Raw genomic sequence first — 18,688 nt, 5'->3', positions numbered from 1 at the left:
ACGGTGAGCGCCGACGACAAGTCCAAGATCGCCGGTGAACGCGACCCGGTGCTGAGCTACACCATCGACATCGGCCAGCTGCATTACACCGACACCGTGGCGGTCGTCAGCGGGGTGCAACTCACCGCGCCGGGCGGCGCCGGGCTGACGCCGGGGCAGTACGCCATCGTCGCTTCCGGTGGCAGCGCGGACAACTACGCGCTGCAGTACGTCGACGGCACGTTGACGGTCAAGCCGTCGTCCAACGTCAACTCCGAGAAGCTGACCGACCAGGTGGCACCGGAGGCCGGCACCGGCTCGGCGCCGATCACGACGCTGCCGCCCGTGGGTGGTGCGCCGGCCCCGGCGATCGGTCAGCCTGGCTCGCTGGTCGTCGTCGGCGGCGGTGTCTCCGGTGGCGGCGACGCTCTCGGTGGCCCGGCTCCGGGCGGCTCGCCTGCCGCCGGCACTGGCACCGGCACTGGCACTGGCACTGGCACTGGCACTGGCACTGGCACTGGCACTGGCACTGGCACTGGCACTGGCACTGGCACTGGCACTGGCACCGGCTCCGGCACCAGCACCGGCACCGGCACCGGCACCGGCACCGGCACCGGCACCGGCACCGGCACCGGCACCGGCACCGGTACCGGCACCAGCGACTCCGGCACCGGCGTTTCGGGCTCGTCCGGCAGCACCTCGTCGGCGGGCGCGGCGCCGTCGTCCGCCGGCACGTCCTCTCTGCTCGTCGTCGAGCCGCAGAGCCAGGTGCGTGTGGCGCCGGAGACCGGCTTCCGCTTCGACGCCAGCACCAGCTTCGAGACCCCGCCCGACACGCGGCTGAGCTACAGCGCGCGGCTGGCCGACGGTTCGCCGCTGCCGCCGTGGATGTCGCTGGACACCGCCACCGGCGTGCTCAGCGGCATCGCCCCGGCCGGTGCGCCGGCGATGCTGGAGGTGGTGGTGACCGCGCAGACCGAGGCCGGCGATTCGGCGTCGACAGTCGTGCGCGTCGAGGCGGGGCGCTGAGCCTGCGCCCGTCGCGGCCCGGTGCCGCGGCGGGTGAGGGCGCGTTCAGCCGGCGAGCAACTGGCGCAGCACGTACGGCAGGATGCCGCCGTGGCGCCAGTACTCGACCTCGATCGGCGTGTCGATGCGCAGCGTCACCGCCAGTTCGCGGCGCGTGCCGTCGGCGGCGGAGACGACCAGCGTCGCGTCCGACAGCGGCTGCACCGGCACCGCCAGCCGCACGTCGACGGTCTCGTCGCCGGTCAGTCCCAGGCGCTGCCAGGACTCGCCGGGCTTGAACTGCAGCGGCAGCACGCCCATGCCGATCAGGTTGCTGCGGTGGATGCGTTCGAAGCTGCGTGCGACGACGGCCTTGATGCCCAGCAGCATCGTGCCCTTGGCCGCCCAGTCGCGGCTGGAGCCGGTGCCGTACTCCTCGCCGGCGAAGACCACCGTCGGCACGCCGGCGGCGACGTAGCGCATCGCGGCGTCGTAGATCGGCAGCAGTTCCTTCGTGCCGCGGCCGTCGCGGTACAGCGTGTAGCCGCCTTCGACACGTGAGCCGTCGTCGCGCGGCGGGATCATCAGGTTCTGGATGCGCACGTTGGCGAAGGTGCCGCGCATCATCACCTCGTGATTGCCGCGGCGCGCGCCGTAGCTGTTGAAGTCCGCCGGCAGCACGCCCTGCTCGAGCAGGTAGCGCCCGGCGGGCGTCGTCTCGCGGAAGCTGCCGGCCGGCGAGATGTGGTCGGTGGTGATCGAGTCGCCGAACAGGCCGATGATGCGTGCGCCCTGCACGCCGGGCTGCACCGGCGGTGGCACCAGCGTGAAGTCGCGGAAGAACGGCGGCTCGGCGATGTAGCTGCTCTTCGGCCAGGCGTAGACCTCGCCGCCGGCGCCGGCGATCTGCTGCCACAGCGCGCCGGGTTCGGTCTGCACGCGGGCGTAGTTCTCGCGGTAGGTCGGGCCGTCCATCGCGCTGCGCATCAGCGCCGCGACCTCGTCGCTGGACGGCCAGATGTCGCCCAGCCAGACCTCTCGCCCGTCGTGGCCGCGGCCCACCGGCTCCGTCGTCAGGTCGCGCCGCACCGTGCCGGCGATCGCGTAGGCGACCACCAGCGGCGGGCTGGCGAGGAAGTTGGCCTTCAGGTTGGGGTGGATGCGCGCCTCGAAGTTGCGGTTGCCCGACAGCACCGCGGCGCAGACCAGATCGTTGGCCGTGATGGCTTCGTTGATCTCCGGCGCCAGGTCGCCGGCATTGCCGATGCAGGTCGTGCAGCCGTAGGCGGCGACGGCGAAGCCCAGCCGTTCCAGATACGGCAGCAGCCCGGTCTTCGTCAGGTAGTCGGTGACGATGCGCGAGCCCGGCGCCAGCGAGGTCTTGACGTGCGGCTTGACCGCCAGCCCGGCCTCGACGGCCTTCTTCGCCAGCAGGCCGGCGGCCAGCATCACGCCGGGGTTGCTGGTGTTGGTGCAGCTGGTGATCGCGGCGATCAGCACGTCGCCGTCGCGCAGTTCCAGGCCGTCGTTCGTCTTCACCGGCTGGCCCAGGCGCGCGGCCGGCTGGTTGAAGCCGTTGGCCGCCACCGGCGCCGAGAACAGCTCGCCGAAGCGAGCCTTGACGTCGCCGAGCTCGATGCGGTCCTGCGGCCGCTTCGGCCCGGCCAGGCTGGGCGCGACGCTCGCCAGGTCCAGCCGGATCAGCGTGCTGTAGTCGATCGCGCCGGCCGCCGGCACGCCGAACAGGCCCTGGGCGCGGAAGTAGGCTTCGAAGGCCTCGATCTCGGCGGCGGTGCGCCCGGTGCCGGCGAAGTAGTCGACGGTCTTCTCGTCGACCGGGAAGAAGCCCATCGTCGCGCCGTACTCGGGCGCCATGTTGGCGATCGTCGCGCGGTCGGGCACCGACAGCGAGCGTGTGCCTTCGCCGCAGAACTCGACGAACTTGCCGACCACCTTCTCGCGCCGCAGGATCTCGGTGATCGTCAGCACCAGGTCGGTGGCGGTGACGCCTTCGCGCAGCCGGCCGGTCAGCTCGAAGCCGACGACGTCGGGCGTCAGCAGGTAGACCGGCTGGTCGAGCATCGCCGCCTCGGCCTCGATGCCGCCGACGCCCCAGCCGACGACGCCGACGCCGTTGATCATCGTCGTGTGGCTGTCGGTGCCGACCAGCGTGTCGGGGTAGACGACGCCGTCGGCGCCGCGGTGCACGCCGCGCGCCAGGTACTCCAGGTTCACCTGGTGCACGATGCCGAAGCCCGGCGGCACGACGCCGAAGGTGCTGAACGCGCCCATGCCCCACTTCATGAACTGGTAGCGCTCGCGGTTGCGCCTGAACTCCAGCTGCATGTTCAGGTCCAGCGCCTTGGCGCTGCCGTAGTGGTCGACCATCACGCTGTGGTCGACCACCAGGTCCACCGGCACCAGCGGCTCGATGGTCTTCGGGTCGCGCCCCAGGCGCTGGGCGACGTTGCGCATCGCCGCCAGGTCGGCGAGCAGCGGCACGCCGGTGAAGTCCTGCAGCACGACGCGCGCGACGACGAACGGGATCTCCTCGGTGCGCGGCGCCTTCGGCGCCCAGCCGGCGAGCTGCGCGACGTGCTCGGCGGTCACCTTGCGGCCGTCGCAGTGGCGCAGCACGCTTTCCAGCACGATGCGCAGCGACACTGGCAGCCGGGCGACACCCGGGAAACGCTCGGCCAGCGCCGGCAGCGAGAACAGGTTGCCTCCGTCGCCCGACGCCGTCTCGAAGCGGCGGATCGTCTCGGCGAACGGGTGGGCGGCGGTGCGGGGCATGCGGTTCCTCCGGTGGCGTGGACCGCAGCCATTGTCGGCACGACGGGGAGGGCGGCAGGGCGGTGGGGCGATAGACGCCCGCGCCCGCCCGGCCGGTCAGGCCAGCGCTTCCATCTCCCGCCGCAGCCGCCACGCCGGCAGTTCCGGCCGGGCGACGACGTCGTCCCAGCACAGCATCTGCCCGGCGGCGACCGGGCGCTTCAGCACCAGATCGTGTGCCAGCCCGAGCGGCAGGCCGCCATGGAAGCGCGACGCTTCGGCCGGCTGCAGGCGGCCGACCACCGTGTAGCCGCCTTCGCCGTCCAGCCGCTCGCCGATCTGCAGGTCGCGCTTGGCGGTGGCGACGACGTCGGCCACCCAGGCGGTGGCGGCACCGGTCGCCTCGCCACGCAGCGCGACGCTGGCGACCGAATAACCCACCTCCAGGCCGATCAGGTGCCAGCGTTTGTAGAGCGTGAAGTAGCGCCCGCTCGGGTCGGTCTTGGCGCCGTACTCCTCGAAGCAGTGGCGCACGTAGTCGGCCTCGCCTTCGACCGTCACCCAGACGCCCATGCGGATGTCGTAGTCGATCGGCGTGCCGTCGCGGCGCAGCGAGGAGATCACCTCGACCATGCCTTTGCGCTCCAGCACGCCGCCTTCGGCCTGCGGCCGCGTGACGCCGGGGATCTCGTCGATCGCCGCCGGCGGGTACAGCAGGCCGCCCGAAGGCACCGCCAGCCCGGTGGCGTTGGCCACCGCGGCGCATTCGATCGCCGGCTTGGAGCCGTCGAGGAAGCTGTTGAACATCTTCGGGTTCAGCCCGCCGCGGTCGGCCTGTTCGGGCGTCAGGCCGTAGTGGCCCCAGACGGTCTCCGGCGTCGACTGCGCGAACTGCGGCAGCCACTTGTGGCCGCGTCCGGCGGCGACGACCGGGAAGCCGCAGGTGCGCGCCCAGTCGACGAGGTCGCAGATCAGCGCCGGCTGGTCGCCGAAGGCCAGCGAGTAGACGACGCCGGCCTCGGCCGCACGCCGCGCCAGCAGCGGGCCGCAGAAGGCGTCGGCCTCGACCGTCACGTTGACGACGTGCTTGCCCTCGGCGAACGCGGCCAGGCAGTGCTCGACAGCGGCCACCGGGTGGCCGGTGCATTCCACGATGACGTCGATCGCCGGGTGCCGCACCAGCGCCTGCCAGTCCTCGCCGACGTGGGTGCGGCCGTCGGCCAGCGCGGCGTCCAGGCTGGGCGCGGTGGCGCGTGCCGGGTCCCAGCCGACACGCTCGAGGTTGCGGCGCGCGCCGTCCGGCGACAGGTCGGCGATGCCGGCCAGGTGCACGCCGGGCGTGTTGGGCACCTGCGCCAGATACATCGAGCCGAACTTGCCGGCGCCGATCAGGCCGACGCGGATCGGCCGGCCTTCGGTGGCGCGCTGGCGCAGCTGGGTGTGCAGGCCGGTCTTCATGTCGGGCGGCGCACGCGGTGCGCGAGGGGGCAAAACAGCATCGGGATCCTTGTTGTGGGGGGGCAGACGGCTTGACAAGTGTCATGTCGGGGCTGGGGCGGCGGTGTTCGGGTGAACCCCGTGCAGATCCCGGCGCGAGCTGAGCCCGTTTGGGATGGGCTGTTGTCTCAAATGAGACGAGTTGTGCCGATGAGCGTGATGGAAAACAGGGTTCGCAGCGAGACCGCCGCGCCCCGGTGCGCTCGGCGTCGTAGACGGGTGACGAGTTGCTGAGCCGCCTGCTTCAGGCCGATCCGAGCCAGGAGCCCGGCTTGTTGCAGCGACTGGATGCCTTGTCGCCGCTGCAGACGGTCACGCTCGTCAAGACCGGTGTGCGCGCCGGGTGGGTGCCGCCGCTGGCCAGCAGCCTGGGCATGAGCCGCGACCGGCTCTATGCGACGCTGGGGCTGCCGCGCGCGACGATGGAGCGCCGCCTGGCCAAGGACGAGCCGCTGTCGGCCGAGCAGAGTTCACGCGTGCTCGGCATCGCGCGCCTGATCGGCCAGGTGCAGGCCATGCTGGACGAGTCGGGCACGCCCGCCGGTTTCGACGCCGGTGCCTGGGTGGGCCGCTGGCTCGGCGAGCCCGTGCCGGCGCTCGGCGGCCGCTGCCCGGCCGAGCTGATGGACACCGCCGAGGGCCAGATGCTGGTGGCCAACCTGCTGGCGCGCGCGCAAAGCGGCGCCTACGCCTGAGTGTTCGTCTGGCGCATCGCCAGCGACACCCGCGACTTCCTCGCCGAGGACCTGTCGGGGCGTGGTGCCGAGAAGACCGGCGGCCGCTGGAACCGTGCCGGCAGCCCGGTCGTCTACTGCGCCGGCTCGATCGCACTGGCCTGCCTGGAGATCGTCGTGCATCTGCAGGTCGCCGGCCTGCCGCTGAGCCGCTTCCTGGTGCGGGTCGACATCCCCGACGAAGTCTGGGCTCGCCGCCAGACGCTGCAGGCGGCCTCGCTGCCGGTCGGCTGGAGCGCGATCCCCGAAGGCCTGGTGTCGGTCGAACTCGGCCAGCGCTGGCTGGCGTCGATGGCGTCGGCCGTGCTCGAACTGCCGTCGGTCATCGTGCCCGAGGAGAACAACTGCCTGATCAACCCGCGCCATCCGGACGCGACGGGCATCACGGCCTTGAAGCTCAGGAACTGGAGTTATGACGGGCGGTTCGACCGCAGGGCGTAGGCGCCACCGAAGGCACGCATTAGGTGCCCGGGTGCTGCTTTCAATCCGTTGCGCCGAACAGCGATTGAAGCAATGCCTGGGCTTTCGCCTTGCCCTGCGCCGTGAACACCACCGACCGGGCCTTTCCGGCCGGGTCTGAGATCAGCCCCTTGGCGTGCAGCCGGTCCAGGGCGTCCCAGTCGAAGGACTTCCAGGCGCGTTCGCCTTCATGCAGCCCCAGCAACAGCAGAGCGAGAACGGCGTCGTCGATGCGGTCGGTGTCGAGTTTCATGGTCGCGATGTTCGCGGCATCGGTGCGTCGAACGCAAACGGGGCGCCCGCTGCGCTCGCGGGGCGCGGGCTTGGGCATGTGACGCGGCGCGGCCTTCTGTTCCGGTCGTGGCAAGCTGGCTGAGTGCAGCATCCCCGCGAGGCCCCCATGTCGAACAAGCTTGAAGTTCTGAAGGCCGAAGTGCTCCGCCTGTCGCCCGCCGACCGCGCCCGCCTGCTCGACCGGCTGATCGCGAGCCTGGACGTGGACGCCAAGGCCGAGGCGGTGTGGCATGAACTGGCAGATCGTCGCGAAATCGAACTCGCTGCTGGCGAGGTGGCGGCCGTTCCCCTGGACATCGCCGTCGCGCGGCTGGAGGCTCGCTTTCCGGGATGACGGTCATCCTTCCTCCGGCGGCCGGCCCGGCTACGGCCGTTCCCGGTTCTAGGAATCCGGAAGCGACGTCCTGCGGGCCGTCATCGATGGTCCCGCTTGCTCAGCTCCCGGCCCAGATCTCCGCCATCACCGCCTCGAACCGCGCCCGGATCCCCTCCCGATCCGCCGCCACCCAGCGCCCGCCGACCAGCGTGCGCTTGAACGGTGCCGCCGGCGCGCCGAACACCAGGCCGTCGAGGCGGTGACCCGGCGGCAGGCCCGCCAGCGCCGGTTCGGCCGGGTCGAGTTCGACCAGATCGGCCCGCGCGCCGACCTCCAGCCCCCAGCGCGCGAAACCCGCGGCCGTGCCGCCGCCGGCGCGCAAGCGCTCGAAGAGTCGCGCCGCGCTCGATGGTTCGACTCCGGGGGCTGCCGAGACGTTGCGCCGCCGGTGCAGCAGCCGCTGCCCCCATTCCAGCCAGCGCAGCTCCTCGGGCCAGGCGCGCACGACCTGGCTGTCCGAGCCGACCGCCAGCGGCACGCCGGCGTCCAGCCAGCGTGGCAGGTCGCAGAAGCCGTCGCCGAGGTCGGCTTCGGTCGCCGGGCAGATGACGACACCCGCGCCGGACGCTGCGACGGCCTCGATCTCCCCGGGCGTCGCATGCGTCGCGTGCACCAGCTGCCAGCGCGCGTCCAGGCCGGCGTGGCGCGCCAGCCATTCGATCGGCCGGCAGCCGGTGGCCGCCAGGCAGTCGTCGACCTCGGCGGTCTGTTCGGCGACGTGCACGTGCAGCGGGCCGTCGCAGGCCGCGGCCAGTTCGGCGATCGACGCCGGCCGTGCGGCGCGCAGCGAATGCACCGCGGCGCCGACCGACACGCCGGCGCGGCCTCGCAGAGCCGAGGCGATGTCCAGCACCTGCTGCGGCGTCGTCGCGAAGCGGCGCTGGTCGGGGCGCAGCGCGTCGGCCTGGAAGCCGGCGCGTTCGTACAGCACCGGCAGCAGCGTCAGGCCGATGCCGGCGTCCTGCGCCGCGTCGGCCAGCGCCAACGACATCTCGGCCGGCTCGGCATACGGCCGCCCGTCGAGGTCGTGGTGCAGGTAGTGAAACTCGCAGACCTGGCTGTAGCCGCCGGCCAGCAGCTCGGCGTAGAGATGGGCGGCGACGGCGCGCAGCTGTTCGGGCCGCAGCTTCAGCGCGACGCCGTACATGCGGTCGCGCCAGGACCAGAAGTCGTCGTGCGCGTCGTCGCGGCGTTCGGACAGGCCGACGAAAGCGCGCTGGAAGGCGTGGCTGTGGGCGTCGACCAGCGTCGGCAGCACGTCGCCGGCCAGGCGTTCGGCGCCGGGGGGCGGTGCGACGCCGCAGTCGACGGCGGCCCAGCAGCCGTCGGCGCCGGCGGCCAGCCGCACCTGCTCGCGCCAGCGCCCGCCGACCCAGGCGCGGGGCGCCCAGAACTCGCGGTTCACGGCCGCCATGCGAGCATCGTCTCGGCCAGCGTGCGCAGCACGGCGCGCGCGTCGGCGGCGCGTGCCGCGTCCCAGACCGGCGGCATCGCCTCGGCCAGGTAACACGGCCAGGTCATCTCCATCTGCACCGCGTGCACGCCGTCCTGCGGGCGGCCGTAGTGGCGCGTGATGTAGCCGCCCTTGAAACGGCCGTCGACGACGTGGCCGAAGCGGCTCTGCGCCGCCAGCACCGCGGCCAGGCGTTCGCGCAGCGCCGGCGCGCAGGCGTGGCCGGCGGCCGTGCCCAGGTTCAGGTCGGGCAGCCGGCCTTCGAACAGCCAGGGCAGCTCGGCGGCGATGCTGTGGCCGTCGAACAGCACGGCGTGGCCGTGTTCGGCCCGCAGCCGCGCCAGCTCGCCTTGCAGCGCCTCGTGGTACGGCCGCCAGTAGCTGGCGACGCGGCGCTGCACCTCGGCCTCGTCGGGCGCGCGGCCGTCGCGGTACAGCGGCTCGCCGCTGAAGAAACGCGTCGGGCAGAGCTCGGTGTTGTTCTGGCCCGGGTACATCGGCGTGTTCTCGGGCGGGCGGTTCAGGTCGGCGACGTAGCGTGCGTAACGCGGCACGATCAGGCTGGCGCCGAGTTCGGCCGCGAAGTCGTAGAGCCGGTCCAGGTGCCAGTCGCAGTCCTCGACGGCCAGCGCACGCGGCAGCAGCGCGGCGGCGACCTCGGGCGCGATTTCGGTGCCGGCGTGCGGCACGCTGATGACCAGCGGGCGCGTGCCGCGGTGCAGGGTGTAGGTCTCGTTCATCGTGCGATGCCTCCGACGACGCTGCCGCGGCAGGGCGCGCGGCCCATCCAGTAGGCGAGTTCGGCCGGGTGGCCCAGGTCCCAGACGGCGAGGTCGGCGCGCTGCCCGGCGGCAAGCCGGCCGCGGTCGGCCAGGCCCAGCGCGCGTGCGGCGTTGACGGTGAAGCCGCGCAGCGCTTCTTCGGGTGTCATGCGGAACAGCGTGCAGGCCTGGTTCATCACCAGCGTCGGCGACAGGATCGGCGAGGTGCCCGGGTTGTGGTCGGTGGCCAGCGCGACGGGCACGCCGGCCTCGCGCAGCGCGGCCAGCGGCGGCAGCCGGGTCTCGCGCAGGCAGTAGAAGGCGCCGGGCAGCAGCATCGCGACGCTGCCGGCGGCGGCCATCGCACGCACGCCGGCCGGCGACAGCCATTCCAGGTGGTCGCAGGACAGCGCGCCGTGGCGCGCCGCCAGCGCTGCGCCGCCCTGGTCGCTGAGCTGCTCGGCGTGCAGCTTGACCGGCAGGCCCAGCCTGCGTGCGGCGGTAAAGAAACGGTCGACCTGCGCCGGCGTGAAGGCAATCGTCTCGCAGAAGGCGTCGACGGCGTCGACCAGGCCTTGCGCGTGCAGCGCCGGCAGCCAGCCGATGGCGGCCGTGACGTAGTCGTCGGCGCGGCCTTCGTATTCGGGCGGCAGCGCGTGCAGGCCGAGGAAGGTTTTCTTCACCGTCAGCCCGGTCTCGGCGCCGAGCCGGCGTGCGACACGCAGGCAGCGCGCCTCGGCCTCCAGCGCCAGCCCGTAGCCCGACTTGATCTCCAGCGTCGTCACGCCGTCGGCGGCCAGCGCGCGGGCGCGGGGCAGCGCGGCGGCGAAGAGCGCCGCCTCGTCGGCGGCGCGTGTCGCCGCCACCGTCGAGCGGATGCCGCCGCCGGCGCGTGCGATGTCTTCGTAGCTCGCGCCCTGCAGCCGCAGCTCGAACTCGCGCGCGCGGTCGCCGCCGTAGACGAGGTGGGTGTGGCCGTCGATCAGGCCCGGCGTGACGAGTGCGCCGCCGAGGCGGTGCTCGGCCTCGGGTGCCAGCCCGGCGGGCAGTTCGGCCTCGGGGCCGGCCCAGGCGATCGTGTCGCCGTCGGCGAGCAGCGCGCCGTGTTCGATCAGGCCCCAGCCGGCGTCGCCGGCCAGCGTCACCAGGCGCGCGTCGCGCCAGAGCGTCAGCGCCATCTCAGTTCTCCCGGTTCGATGCCGACCCAGACGCCGGCCGGCGCCGCCGGCGTGTCGTCGAGGTCCCAGAACAGCGTCTGCGTGGCCGGCTCGTACAGCGCCTGCAGCGGCGCGGCGCTGCGCTCCAGCGTCAGGCTGCCGTGCAGATCCCGCAGCATCAGGTTCAGCGCACGCGCCCGGCCGCCGTGCACGCGGCAGTGCGGCGGCAGCGCGCCGTCGAAGGCCAGCGGCGGGTCGCCGGGCCGCAGCGCCAGCACACGGTTGCCGAACGCCAGCTCGACCGCGTCGCCTTCGACCAGCGCCAGCCAGCGCCACACGCCGGGCAGCGCCGAGAACGGCCCGTCGGTCTCCAGCTCGGCCAGGCTCAGCCGCCAGCGCCAGTGGCCGCCACGCGGGCCGGCGATCAGCTCGCGTGTGCGTCCGCCGCCGTTGGCCCAGGGCCGCGGCGCGACGTCGGCGGCGTGCACGGTGATCACGGCCGGAACCCGCCTTCGAGGTGGTAGCGCCGGCCCGGGTGCACCAGGCGCGCGATCGTGATCGGGCCGTCGAGGCGGCGCGTGCGGCGCACGACGACGAGGCAAGGGTCGCCTTCGGCGATCGCCAGCTGCCGCGCTTCGTCGGCGCTGGCGGCGCTGGCCTCGACGCTGTACTCGGCCTCCCACAGCGGCGCCACCTGCAGCAGGTAGTGCGTCGGTGTCGTCGTCGCGAAGTCGACGTCCAGGTAGCCGGGCGCCGCGGCCGGGTTGACGTAGCGGTCTTCCAGCTGCAGCGGCACGCCGTCGGCGCGGTGCACGATGACGGTGTGGAACACCGGCGCGCCCGGCGCCAGGCCCAGGCGTTCGGCCAGCGCCGGCGGCGCCGATTCCTCGGCCTTCAGCAGGACCTCGGCCTCGTGCTGCTGGCCGCGCGCCGCCAGTTCCTCGTGCAGGTCGCGGATCGTCAGCGTCGACGCCAGCCGGTGGCGCTGCGCGGCGAAGGTGCCGACACCTTGCGACCATTCGACCAGGCCTTCGCCCTGCAGCTCGCGCAGCGCGCGGTTGACCGTCATGCGGCTGACGCCGAAACGTGCGACGAGCTCGGCTTCGGACGGCATCAGCGCGCCCGGCGGCCACTCGCCGCGTTCGAGTCCGTCCTTCAGGAAGCGCTTGACCCGCGCGTACGGGGCCTCGGCCGTGTCCGGGGAAACCATGGCCGGATGGTAGTTGCGACGACTTGTCTAGACAAGTACAGTGCAACCCTGATCCGACCCTCCCGCGTCGCCCAGGAGCCGCCCATGTCCGAGTCTTCCGCCCGTCCTGCCGGCCCGCGCCCGGTGCGCTCGCCGCGCGGCACCACGCTGCACTGCGCCAACTGGCTGATCGAGGCCGCGTACCGCATGCTGCAGAACAATCTCGACCCCGAGGTGGCCGAGAACCCCGACGCACTCGTCGTCTACGGCGGCATCGGCAAGGCGGCGCGCAACTGGCGTGCATTCGAGACGCTGCTCTCGACGCTGGAGCGCTTGAAGCCCGACGAGACGCTGCTCGTGCAGTCGGGCCAGCCGGCGGGCGTGTTCCGCACCCATGAAGACGCGCCGCGCGTGCTGATCGCCAACTCCAACCTCGTGCCGCGCTGGGCGACCTGGGAGCACTTCGACCGCCTCGACCGCGCCGGGCTGATGATGTACGGCCAGATGACCGCCGGTTCCTGGATCTACATCGGCAGCCAGGGCATCGTGCAGGGCACCTACGAGACCTTCGCCGAAGCCGGCCGCAAGCACTACGGCGGCAGCCTGGCCGGGCGCTGGATCCTCACCGCCGGCCTGGGCGGCATGGGCGGCGCGCAGCCGCTGGCCGCCAGCTTCGCCGGCGCCACCTCGCTGACCGTCGAGTGCCAGCAGAGCCGCATCGATTTCCGCCTGCGCAGCCGCTACCTCGACGAGCAGGCCGCCGACCTCGACGACGCGCTGGCGCGCATCGCGCGCTACACGGCCGAAGGCCGCGCGGTGTCGATCGGCCTGCTGGGCAATGCCGCCGAGGTGCTGCCCGAACTCGTGCGCCGCGGCGTGCGCCCGGACCTCGTCACCGACCAGACCAGCGCCCACGACCTCGTCAACGGCTACCTGCCGGCCGGCTGGACGGTGGAGCGCTGGCGCGCCGCGCAGGCCGACCCGGCGTTGCACGCCGAGCTGCGCGCCGCCGCGGCCGCCAGCTGCGCCGAACACGTCAAGGCCATGCTCGCCTTCCACGCGATGGGCGTGCCGACGGTCGACTACGGCAACAACATCCGCCAGGTCGCGCTCGACCAGGGCGTGGCCGACGCCTTCGCCTTCCCCGGCTTCGTGCCGGCCTACGTGCGGCCGCTGTTCTGTCGCGGCAAGGGGCCGTTCCGTTGGGCGGCGCTGTCGGGCGACCCGGAAGACATCCGCCGCACCGACGCCAAGCTGAAGGAGCTGTTCCCCGAGGACGCGCACCTGCACCGCTGGCTGGACATGGCCGGCGAACGCATCGCCTTCCAGGGCCTGCCGGCGCGCATCTGCTGGCTGGGCCTGGGCGAGCGCCACCGCGCCGGCCTGGCCTTCAACGAGATGGTGCGCAGCGGCGAGCTGAAGGCGCCGATCGTCATCGGCCGCGACCATCTGGACAGCGGCTCGGTCGCCAGCCCCAACCGCGAGACCGAGGCGATGAAGGACGGCAGCGACGCCGTCAGCGACTGGCCGCTGCTCAACGCGCTGCTCAACACCGCCGGCGGCGCCACCTGGGTCAGCCTGCACCATGGCGGCGGCGTCGGCATGGGCTACTCGCAGCACTCGGGCGTGGTCATCGTCTGCGACGGCAGCGAAGCCGCCGACCGCCGCCTCGCGCGTGTGCTCTGGAACGACCCGGCCACGGGCGTGATGCGCCACGCCGACGCCGGCTACGAGGAGGCGCAGGCCTGCGCCCGTGAACAAGGTCTGGACCTGCCGATGCAGGCCCAAGGAGTCTGACGATGCTGCTGCGACCCGGAGAACTCTCGCTCGACCAGCTGCAGGCGATCCACGCCGGCGGCCACAAGCTGATGATCGACCCGCAGGCGCTGCCCGGGCTGCGTGCCAGCGCCGCCGTCGTGCACGCTGCGGCCACCGGCTAGGCGCCGGTCTACGGCGTCAACACCGGCTTCGGCAAGCTGGCCAGCACGCGCATCGGCGAAGCCGACCTCGACACGCTGCAGCGCAACCTGATCCGCTCGCACAGCGTCGGCGTCGGCGAGCCGCTGCCGGCGCCGGTCGTGCGGCTGATGCTGGCGCTGAAGGCGGCCAGCCTGGCGCGCGGCTTCTCCGGCGTGCGCCCGGTGGTCGTCGACACGCTGTTGGCGGTGCACGACGCCGGTCTCGTGCCCTGGGTGCCGGCGCAAGGCTCGGTCGGCGCCTCGGGTGACCTGGCGCCGCTGGCGCACATGACGCTGGCGCTGCTCGGCGAAGGCGAGTTCCTCGTCGACGAAGGCGGCCGCACCCTGCGCCGCCCGGCCGCCGAGGTGCTGGCCGCCGCCGGCATCACGCCGCTGACGCTGGCCGCCAAGGAAGGCCTGGCGCTGATCAACGGCACGCAGACCAGCACCGCGCTGGCGCTGCACGCGCTGTTCTCGTTCGAGCCGGTGCTGGAGTCGGCGCTGGTGATCGGCGCGCTGACGGTCGACGCCGGGCGCGGCAGCGACGGCCCGTTCGACCCGCGCATCCACGCGCTGCGCGGCCAGCCGGGCCAGATCGACGTCGCCGAGGTCTACCGCCGGCTGCTCGCCGGCAGCGGCATCCGCGCCAGCCATGTCGACGGCGACGACCGGGTTCAGGATCCCTATTGCCTGCGCTGCCAGCCCCAGGTCGTCGGCGCCTGCCTGGACCAGCTGCGCCACGCCGCGCTGGTGCTGCTGCGCGAAGCCAATGCCGTGACCGACAACCCGCTCGTCTTCGCCGAAGACGGCGCGCTGGTCTCGGGCGGCAACTTCCACGCCGAGCCGGTGGCGCTGGCCGCCGACGCGATGGCCACCGCGATCGCCGAGGTCGGCGCCATCGCCGAGCGCCGCATCGCGATGCTGATCGACGCCAACGTCTCGCGCCTGCCGCCGTTCCTGGCGCGCGAGCCGGGGCTCAACAGCGGTTTCATGATCGCCCACGTCACCGCCGCAGCGCTGGCCTCGGAGAACAAGTCGCTGGCCCACCCGGCCAGCGTCGACAGCCTGCCGACCAGCGCCAACCAGGAGGACCACGTCTCGATGGCGACCTTCGCGGCGCGCCGGCTGCAGCCGATGATCGCCAACGTCGCACGCATCCTCGGCATCGAGTGGCTGGCCGCGGCGCAGGGCATCGAGTTCCTGCGCCCGCTGTCCAGCTCCGAGCCGCTGGAGGCCGCGCACGCGCTGCTGCGCGCCGGCTGCCCGTCGATCGACGTCGACCGCTACCTGGCGCCCGACATCGAGCACGCCAGCGCGCTGGTCGCCGAAGGCGCGCTGGGCCGCATCCTGCACACGCTGCGCGGCCTGCCGCCGCTGTGGACGCCGGCCTGAGCCCGGCGCCCGGCCGCGGCTCAACGTTCGTCCTTGGCGGCCGATAACCTGGTGTGATGCCGGCTGCCCGGCGGGTGGCGGCGTGCCCCCCGCGGCGGCTCGCGCCCGGAGACCCGTACCCGTGTCCCAGCCACGCCGCCTCTCGTTGTCGCCCGGTGCCCGCTCGCCGGGGCGTCAGCGTTCGCCGGGCTGTCCTTACCCGGACACGCCTTGCGCGCCGGCCTCGCTGGAGCCGCTGGACCTGCTGCGGGCGCCGGTCTGGATCTTCGACATCGACCACCGCCGCGTCGTCTGGGCCAACCGGGCGGCGCTGGAGGTCTGGCGCGCCGACAGTCGCGAGGCCCTGGCCGCGCGCGACCTGAGCCGCGACATGTCGGCCACCGTGGCCGCGCGGCTGGCGCAGTACCAGGCCGACTTCGTGGCGCACGGCGCGGTCTTCAACGAGCAGTGGACGCTGTTCCCCGACGGCCAGCCGGTGCCCTTGCAGATGCAGCTCAGCGGCTGGCGCCTGCCCGACGGCCGCATGGCGATGCTCTGCGAAGGCCGGCCGATCGAGCACACGACGCCCGAGTCGCTGCGTGCCGTCGACGCGCTGCTGCACACGCCGATGATGATCTCGCTGCACGCGCTGGACGGGCGGGCGCTGTACCGCAACCCGGCGGCGCGTGCCTCGGTGCGCCGCCACGACGAGCCCCTGTGTGAACGTTTCGCCGATGCCGAGGCGCTGGCGGCGCTGCAGTGCCAGCTCGAGTGTGACGGCGAGGCGACGCTGACGATGGCCGTGCACACCGCCGCCGGGCCGCGCTGGCACGAGGTCTCGGCGCGCCGCCGCCGCGACGCCGTCACCGGCGCCGAGGTGCTGCTGCTCGGCGAGACCGACGTCACGCCGCTCAAGCAGAGCGAGGCCCAGGCGCGTTTCCTGTCCGAGCACGACGGCCTGACCCGGCTGCCCAACCGCGCCGCGGCCGAGGCCCACTTCCGCCGCCTGGCCGACGCCGTGCGGCAGGCCCCGCCGGAGCGGCCGCTGAAGGCCGCCGTCGTGCTGATCGACCTGGACCACTTCAAGGACGTCAACGACTCCTGGGGCCACGCCGCCGGCGACGAGCTGCTGGTGCAGGTGGCCGAACGTTTTGCCGGCGCGGTGCGCCGCGACGACCTCGTCGCACGCTTCGGCGGCGACGAGTTCCTGATCCTGCTGGCCGCCCCCGACCCGCGGCGCGAGGTGGCGCGCATCCACGCCCGGCTGCGCGAGCGCCTGGCGCGGCCGTTCGAGCTGGGCAGCGTGCAGGCGCGTGTCGCGGCCACCGTCGGCGCCAGCGTCTTCCCCGACGACGGCGAGGACTTCGAGCGCCTGCTGCAGCACGCCGACCTGGCGATGTACCGCGGCAAGGCCGAGGGCCGCGACGCGCTCGCGTTCTACGAGGCCGGCATGAGCGTGACGCTGCAGGCGCGCACGCGGCTGGAGCAGGAGCTGCGCCCGGCGCTGGCGCGCCACGAGTTCGAGCTGTTCTACCAGCCGCGTGTCAGCGCCGGCGTGCCGCGCATCGTCGGTGCCGAGGCGCTGCTGCGCTGGCGCCATCCGGCGCGTGGCTGGGTGATGCCGGGCGAGTTCATCCCGGTGTGCGAGGCCACCGGGATGATGCGCGAGCTGGGCCGCCGGGCCTTCGAGATGGCCGCGCGCCAGCAGGCCGGCTGGTGGGCGGCGGGGCGGCGGCTGAAGCTGTCGGTCAACCTGTCGCCGTGCGAGTTCGAGGACCCGTGGCTGCTGGAGGAGATCGAGGCCGTGCTGCGCGACACCGGCTGCCCGCCGCAGGCGCTGGAGATCGAGGTCACCGAGTCGATGCTGGTCGCCGAGGGCGAACGCACGACGCGGGTCGTCGAGGGGCTGCGCGCGCTCGGGCTGTCGGTCGCGCTGGACGACTTCGGCATCGGCTACTCGCACCTGGCCTATCTGCAGCGGCTGCCGTTCACGTCGCTGAAGATCGACCGGCGTTTCGTGCAGGCGCCGCTGCAGGAGCGGCCGGTGGCCGAGGCCATCGTCGGGCTGTGCCGGGCGATGAAGCTGCACCCGGTGGCCGAGGGCGTCGAGACCGAGGCCCAGCGGCGCTGGCTGGAGGAGCTCGGCGTGGCCGAGTTCCAGGGCTGGCTGTTTGCGCCGGCGCTGCCGCGCGAACGTTTCGAGGCGCTGCTCGACGGCGGCACGCTGTCGCCCGGCGCTTCCCCCGCGGACCCGGTGTAACCGCCAGGCGGTTTGCTTCGTATGGCAGGGAGCGCCGCTTCGGCGCCCCGTGCCAACCCCCGACGAAGGAGACCCGATGAACCCGACCGTTTCGCTGCCCGCCGCCACGCTCGCCCTCGCGCTGGGCGCCGCGCTGACCCTCGCCGCCGCCCCGGCCCAGGCCGCCGAGGCCGGCGCCAAGGAGAAGTGCTACGGCGTCGCGATGAAGGGCCACAACGACTGCGCCGCCGGCCCCGGCACCACCTGCGCCGGCACCTCGCGCACCGAGCACCAGGGCAACGCCTGGTCCTACGTGCCCGCCGGCACCTGCGAGAAGACGGTTTCCAAGACCTCGCCCACCGGCTTCGGCCAGACCCTGCCGTTCAAGGAGAAGGCCAAGGAGATGGGCAAGGCCTGAACGCGCCATGCCCGCCCGCCTGGCCGGTCTCGGCTTCAAGCCCCAGCACGCCGACGCGCTGCTGGCCGGCGAGGCCGTGGTCGACTTCCTCGAGGTGCACGCCGAGAACTACCTGGTCGACGGCGGCCCGCGGCTGCGCCTGCTCGAGCGCCTGCGCGAGCGCTGGCCGCTGTCGGTCCACGGGGTCGGGCTGTCGCTGGGCGGGCTGCAGCCGCCCGATGCGGCGCACCTGGCGCGGCTGGCGGCGCTGGTGCGGCGTTTCGAGCCGCGCTGGGTGTCCGAGCACCTGGCGTGGTCGGCGCACGGCGGCACCTGTTTCCCCGACCTGCTGCCGCTGGTCTACGACGAGGCCGCGCTGGCGCGGGTCGCCGCGCACGTCGACCAGCTGCAGCAGGCGCTCGGCCGGCAGGTGCTGATCGAGAACCCGAGCACCTATCTGGAGTTCGAGGCCAGCGCCATCGGCGAAGGCGAGTTCCTCGCCGAGCTCGTGCGGCGCACCGGCTGCGCGCTGCTGCTGGACCTGAACAACGCCTGGGTCAGCGCCGTCAACCACGGCCGCGACGCCTGGGCGCTGGTGGCCGCGCTGCCGCCGGCGGCGGTCGGCGAGATCCACCTCGCCGGCTGCAGCCGGCAGCACGACGCCGCCGGCGCGCCGCTGCTGATCGACGACCACGGGTCGGCCGTCGCCGATCCGGTCTGGGCGCTGTACCGGCGCACGCTGCAGCGCCTGGGGCCGGTGCCGACGCTGATCGAACGTGACCACGACGTGCCGCCGCTGGTGGTGCTGGCGGCCGAACTGCTGCCGGTGCGCCGTGCGCTGGCCGAGGCACCGGTGGCGCCTGCGGTGGACGCCGGCGCACCACGCCGCCTGGCGATGCCGGCCACGGCGCCGGCCGACCGGCCGCAGCCGGCCATCGCCGCCGCGCTGCTGGACCCGGCTGCGCCGGTGCCGCCGGGTCTGCGGGCCGGGAACGGTTCGGACCCAGCGGCGCGCCTGGCGGTGCACCGCCACAACGTCGATGC

General features: G+C 73.4%; 15 protein-coding genes and 2 pseudogenes. 9 read left to right on the top strand and 8 right to left on the bottom strand.

Annotation, left to right across the window (positions count from 1 at the left end; genetic code table 11):
- The coding region (locus RBXJA2T_RS20905) for an MBG domain-containing protein (protein ID WP_009855543.1) at nucleotides 1–1,008 on the top strand (1,008 nt) is incomplete at its 5' end.
- A gap of 45 nt (nucleotides 1,009–1,053) precedes the next feature.
- Here RBXJA2T_RS20905 and acnA read toward each other — a convergent pair.
- Nucleotides 1,054–3,780, bottom strand: a complete 2,727-nt coding sequence (gene acnA / locus RBXJA2T_RS01485) for an aconitate hydratase AcnA (protein WP_009855542.1) — start codon at nucleotides 3,778–3,780, stop codon at nucleotides 1,054–1,056.
- Between the two features lie 96 nt (nucleotides 3,781–3,876).
- The gene (locus RBXJA2T_RS01480) at nucleotides 3,877–5,217 is read right to left on the bottom strand and encodes an NAD(P)H-dependent oxidoreductase (RefSeq protein WP_009855541.1); all 1,341 of its coding nucleotides are present in this window, start codon (nucleotides 5,215–5,217) and stop codon (nucleotides 3,877–3,879) included.
- Nucleotides 5,218–5,528: 311 nt separating this feature from the next.
- On the opposite strand from RBXJA2T_RS01480, the gene RBXJA2T_RS01475 reads away from it, so the two are divergent.
- Both RBXJA2T_RS01475 and RBXJA2T_RS01470 read left to right on the top strand, forming a co-directional pair.
- Complete coding sequence (locus tag RBXJA2T_RS01475) at nucleotides 5,529–5,951, top strand: Xre family toxin-antitoxin system antitoxin (RefSeq protein ID WP_237704841.1); 423 nt, start codon at nucleotides 5,529–5,531, stop codon at nucleotides 5,949–5,951.
- The gene (locus RBXJA2T_RS01470; protein WP_009855539.1) at nucleotides 5,952–6,431 is read left to right on the top strand and encodes an RES family NAD+ phosphorylase; all 480 of its coding nucleotides are present in this window, start codon (nucleotides 5,952–5,954) and stop codon (nucleotides 6,429–6,431) included.
- Nucleotides 6,432–6,471: 40 nt separating this feature from the next.
- On the opposite strand, the gene RBXJA2T_RS01465 is transcribed toward RBXJA2T_RS01470, so the two are convergent.
- The gene (locus RBXJA2T_RS01465) at nucleotides 6,472–6,702 is read right to left on the bottom strand and encodes a DUF6429 family protein (protein WP_029718683.1); all 231 of its coding nucleotides are present in this window, start codon (nucleotides 6,700–6,702) and stop codon (nucleotides 6,472–6,474) included.
- A gap of 147 nt (nucleotides 6,703–6,849) precedes the next feature.
- Here RBXJA2T_RS01465 and RBXJA2T_RS01460 point away from each other — a divergent pair, with 147 nt between their 5' ends.
- Entirely contained in the window at nucleotides 6,850–7,077 is a 228-nt protein-coding gene (locus RBXJA2T_RS01460; protein ID WP_009855537.1) for an addiction module protein, read from the top strand.
- Between the two features lie 100 nt (nucleotides 7,078–7,177).
- Here the strand turns inward: RBXJA2T_RS01460 and hutF are convergent, their stop codons facing one another.
- Genes hutF through hutC form a run of 5 tightly spaced genes read right to left on the bottom strand, consistent with a single transcriptional unit; the run spans nucleotide 7,178 to nucleotide 11,700 of the window.
- On the bottom strand, nucleotides 7,178–8,533 hold the full coding sequence (gene hutF, locus RBXJA2T_RS01455; protein ID WP_009855536.1) for a formimidoylglutamate deiminase: 1,356 nt from the start codon (nucleotides 8,531–8,533) through the stop codon (nucleotides 7,178–7,180).
- On the bottom strand, nucleotides 8,521–9,312 hold the full coding sequence (gene hutG, locus RBXJA2T_RS01450; RefSeq protein WP_009855535.1) for an N-formylglutamate deformylase: 792 nt from the start codon (nucleotides 9,310–9,312) through the stop codon (nucleotides 8,521–8,523). The genes hutF and hutG overlap by 13 nt, the downstream gene beginning before the upstream one ends.
- The gene (gene hutI, locus RBXJA2T_RS01445; protein ID WP_009855534.1) at nucleotides 9,309–10,511 is read right to left on the bottom strand and encodes an imidazolonepropionase; all 1,203 of its coding nucleotides are present in this window, start codon (nucleotides 10,509–10,511) and stop codon (nucleotides 9,309–9,311) included. Before hutI ends, hutG begins: the two co-directional genes overlap by 4 nt.
- On the bottom strand, nucleotides 10,502–10,987 hold the full coding sequence (locus tag RBXJA2T_RS01440) for a HutD/Ves family protein (protein WP_009855533.1): 486 nt from the start codon (nucleotides 10,985–10,987) through the stop codon (nucleotides 10,502–10,504). Before RBXJA2T_RS01440 ends, hutI begins: the two co-directional genes overlap by 10 nt.
- Nucleotides 10,984–11,700: a histidine utilization transcriptional repressor HutC gene (hutC, locus tag RBXJA2T_RS01435; protein ID WP_009855532.1), complete on the bottom strand. Its 717-nt coding sequence runs from the start codon at nucleotides 11,698–11,700 to the stop codon at nucleotides 10,984–10,986. Before hutC ends, RBXJA2T_RS01440 begins: the two co-directional genes overlap by 4 nt.
- Nucleotides 11,701–11,784: 84 nt before the next feature.
- Between hutC and hutU the strand changes: the two genes are divergently transcribed.
- From hutU to bufB, 5 genes and pseudogenes are all read left to right on the top strand, one after another.
- Nucleotides 11,785–13,476, top strand: a complete 1,692-nt coding sequence (hutU, locus tag RBXJA2T_RS01430) for a urocanate hydratase (protein ID WP_009855531.1) — start codon at nucleotides 11,785–11,787, stop codon at nucleotides 13,474–13,476.
- 2 nt (nucleotides 13,477–13,478) lie between these two features.
- Nucleotides 13,479–15,029: pseudogene (hutH, locus tag RBXJA2T_RS01425) on the top strand (histidine ammonia-lyase).
- 121 nt (nucleotides 15,030–15,150) lie between these two features.
- Entirely contained in the window at nucleotides 15,151–17,268 is a 2,118-nt protein-coding gene (locus tag RBXJA2T_RS01420) for a putative bifunctional diguanylate cyclase/phosphodiesterase (protein ID WP_029718686.1), read from the top strand.
- A gap of 76 nt (nucleotides 17,269–17,344) precedes the next feature.
- Nucleotides 17,345–17,665, top strand: a complete 321-nt coding sequence (locus RBXJA2T_RS01415; RefSeq protein ID WP_009855527.1) for a BufA1 family periplasmic bufferin-type metallophore — start codon at nucleotides 17,345–17,347, stop codon at nucleotides 17,663–17,665.
- Between the two features lie 7 nt (nucleotides 17,666–17,672).
- Nucleotides 17,673–18,488 (top strand): annotated as a pseudogene (gene bufB, locus RBXJA2T_RS01410) (MNIO family bufferin maturase); the annotation flags it as partial.
- Between the last annotated feature and the right edge of the window lie 200 nt (nucleotides 18,489–18,688).

Source organism: Rubrivivax benzoatilyticus JA2 = ATCC BAA-35, assembly GCF_000190375.1.
Lineage (GTDB): Bacteria > Pseudomonadota > Gammaproteobacteria > Burkholderiales > Burkholderiaceae_C > Rubrivivax > Rubrivivax benzoatilyticus.
The sequence above is the reverse complement of the archived record's forward strand: the minus strand, read 5'-3'. Positions and strand labels throughout refer to the sequence as shown.